2 protein-coding genes are annotated in these 3,050 nt (G+C 74.7%); both read left to right on the forward strand.

The annotated features are described in order from the left end of the window. Positions 1-467 precede the first annotated feature (467 nt). Positions 468-737, forward strand: coding sequence for a WhiB family transcriptional regulator (locus TA90_RS07015; protein ID WP_407921584.1), 270 nt, complete (start codon positions 468-470; stop codon positions 735-737). Beyond that, on the forward strand, positions 734-3,050 hold a 2,317-nt coding region (locus TA90_RS07020), incomplete at its 3' end, for a glycosyltransferase (RefSeq protein ID WP_052450614.1). The genes TA90_RS07015 and TA90_RS07020, both read left to right, overlap by 4 nt.

Below are 3,050 nucleotides of genomic sequence, written 5' to 3' on the forward strand. Positions count from 1 at the left end.
CCACGGCGTCCTCGAACAGGTCCCCGGCGAGGTCCCCGGCCAACAGGTTGGCGGTCTTCGCCAGCCACCGGGCGGCCACGCCACCCCCCAGCTCCGTGCGGGACTCCCCGTACCAGGTGAGGACGGGACCCGGGCGGGCGGCGAGGTCGTGGATCAGCTGTGGCAGTTCCATGTCGTCACGCTAGACCAGAAGGGGGCGCGGATCGACCCCGGCAAGTGGCGCGAATCACGTTCGGTGCGACCCCTCCCTGGGCCCAAGGGCCCATGTGTCACAGGGTTCCCCGGATCGGTGGGGTGCGGGTGGGGATCCGGGTGCGAGGGCGCGGGGCGTCCTCGCAGGCTCCCTGCACGGGCGTCCAATTACATCCATCCGGCTTGACGTCGACGCATGACACGCGTGTAATTCACATACCGTGTTGCAGAGGCGAGGAGACGACACCGTGTGGAACATCTTGGGCGATGGGCCCTTGACGTGGTCCGATGCGTCGGACGTCGACAGCTTCGCCCGGACGGACGGTCCGTTGGCCTGGCAGCAGCACGCGCTGTGCGCCCAGACCGACCCGGAGGCCTTCTTCCCCGAGAAGGGCGGCTCCACGCGTGAGGCGAAGGCCGTGTGCGAGTCCTGCACCGTGCGCGCCGAGTGCCTGGAGTACGCCCTGGCCAATGACGAGCGCTTCGGCATCTGGGGTGGGCTCTCGGAGCGCGAACGGCGACGCTTCAAGCGCCTGGCGGTGTGACCACCACCCGCAGCGGGGTCGTCGCGATCGTCGTCACCCGCGGAGACACTCCCTTCCTCGCCACCACCCTGCGCGGCCTCGCAGCGCAGACCCTGGTCCCCGACCAGGTCGTCGTCGTGGACGCGGGTGGCCCCGCACCCCTGCCGGACCCGCTCCCGGCCCTCCGTCCCGCCACGACGCTCGTGGTGCACGAGGGCGGGGCCCGCAACCTGGGTGACGCCGTGCGTCGCGCAGCGCAGGACCCCCGGGCGGCGGCTGCCCTGGGTGCAGCGCGCTGGTGGTGGGTCCTCCACGACGACTCCGCCCCCGAACCCACCTGCCTCCAGCGTCTGTGGGAGGTCGCCGACCAGGGGAGGACGACCGCCGTCGTCGGACCGAAGCAGGTGACGTGGGACGGTGGGCACGTCCTCGAGGTCGGGATCGAGGCGACCCGCAGCGGTCGCCGACTCGATGCCCTCGCTCCCGGTGAGATCGACCAGGGGCAGTACGACGACCGCTCGGACGTGCTGGCGGTCGGCACCGCCGGCATGCTCGTCGAGCGTGGGGTCTGGGAACAGCTCGGCGGGACCGACCCCCTGCTGGGTCCCTTCGGGGACGGCCTGGAGTTCGGGCGCCGCGCGCGACGCGCCGGGTACCGGGTGGTCCTGGCGCCCCGGGCCCGCGTGCGGCACGCACGCCGCTCCCTCGAACCCTGGCCCCCCACGGGGGACCCCCACGCCCGCGACGTCTCCTTCCGCCGTCGACGCAGCGCGCAGCTGGTGAACTGGTTCCTGGCCGTCTCCTGGTGGCAGGTGCCCTTCCTGGTGCTCGGGCTCCTCCTGTGGTCCCCGCTGCGTGCATTCGGGAGGCTGCTCACGGGGGCCTCCCGACTCGCACCTGACGAGACCGCCGCGTGGTGGGACCTCGTCCGCGCCACCCCGCACCTGCTCCGCTCCCGTCTGCGCAACGCCCGCGGGGCCAGGCTCCCACGCTCGGTCCTGGCGCCCCTGGAGTCCTCGCGGCGTGCCCTGGCCACCGAGGCGCGCCTCGCACGTCGCATCCGTCGTTCCGGGGGGCCGGTCACCCCGCTCGACCCGCTGGTGGTCGCCTCACTGCGACGACACGGCCGCCGTACGCGGGCCGGGCTCTCGGGACTCCTGACGGCCACGACGCTCGTCGCCCTGGTCGTCTGGGCGCGGTTCCTCGGGGGCGTGAGCGGTGCTGCCTGGGCCGGTGCGCCCAGCCGCTGGGGAGATCTCTGGTCCTCCACCTGGGCCGCCTGGATCCCGGGCGGGGACGGGTCCCCCGGACCCGCCGACCCGGTGCTCATCCCGCTCTCCCTGCTCAGTGCCCCCTTCGCCGCCCTGGGCATCAGCGCGGGCACCGTGTGGACGTGGTTGCTGGTCCTCGCCGTCCCCCTGTCGGCCTGGACGGCCTGGGCCCTCGGCGCGACCCTGACGACCTCCGTGCCTGTGCGGGTGGCCGCGGGTCTGGCCTGGGCCGCCATGCCCGCCCTCACGCTCTCCGCCTCCCAGGGACGGCTCGCCGCCGTCCTCGTGCACGTCCTGCTCCCCCTGGTGGCCTGGGGATGGCTGCGACTCCTCGCACCGGCTCCCGTCCTCGTCACCGCAGGTGCCGACGGGTACGTCACCGCGGACACCGCCCAGCGCCGCGCGGGAGTCGCCGGAGCCACCGCGCTCACCCTGGCGGGCGTCACCTGCGCCGCCCCCTGGATGCTCCTCCCGGCACTGCTCGGCGCGGCGGTCGCCCTGGCCGTCACCCGACGTCGGGCACTCGACCTCGCCCTCAGCGTCGTGCCCTCCCTGGTGCTCCTCGCCCCGACCCTCGCCCACCAGTTCCGACGGGCGGACGGCTGGGCCGCCCTGCTCACCACCGGCGGCCCCGCCCTCGCCGTGGGTGCCGCCCCCTCCTGGCAGACGCTGCTCGGCATCCCCTCCGCCGTCTCCTGGCATCCCTGGGTGTGGGCACTCGGCGTCCCGGTGGGTCTCCTGCTGGTGCTGGCCGTCCTCGCCTCCCTGCGCACCGACGAGGGCGCCTGGCTGGTGCGCGGCGGGCTGGGACTGGCGGTGGCGGGAGCCGTCCTCGCGCTGCTGCTCGGACACGTCGACGTCGCCTTCCTCGCCCCCACCGGCGGGACGACCGCCGCCGGTGTCGCCCACGCCTGGGCCTCCCCCGCGCTCTCCCTCGCCGGCCTGGGGCTCCTCGTCGCCTGCCTGCGCGCCTCGGTCTCGCCCCTGCCCTGGGACGACCCGCGCCACCGGCCCGTCCGGCTCCTGGCCTGCGTGGTGGGTGCCTGCTCCGTCGCGGCCCTGG

Source organism: Actinomyces polynesiensis, assembly GCF_000820725.1.
Taxonomy (GTDB): Bacteria; Actinomycetota; Actinomycetes; order Actinomycetales; family Actinomycetaceae; genus Pauljensenia; species Pauljensenia polynesiensis.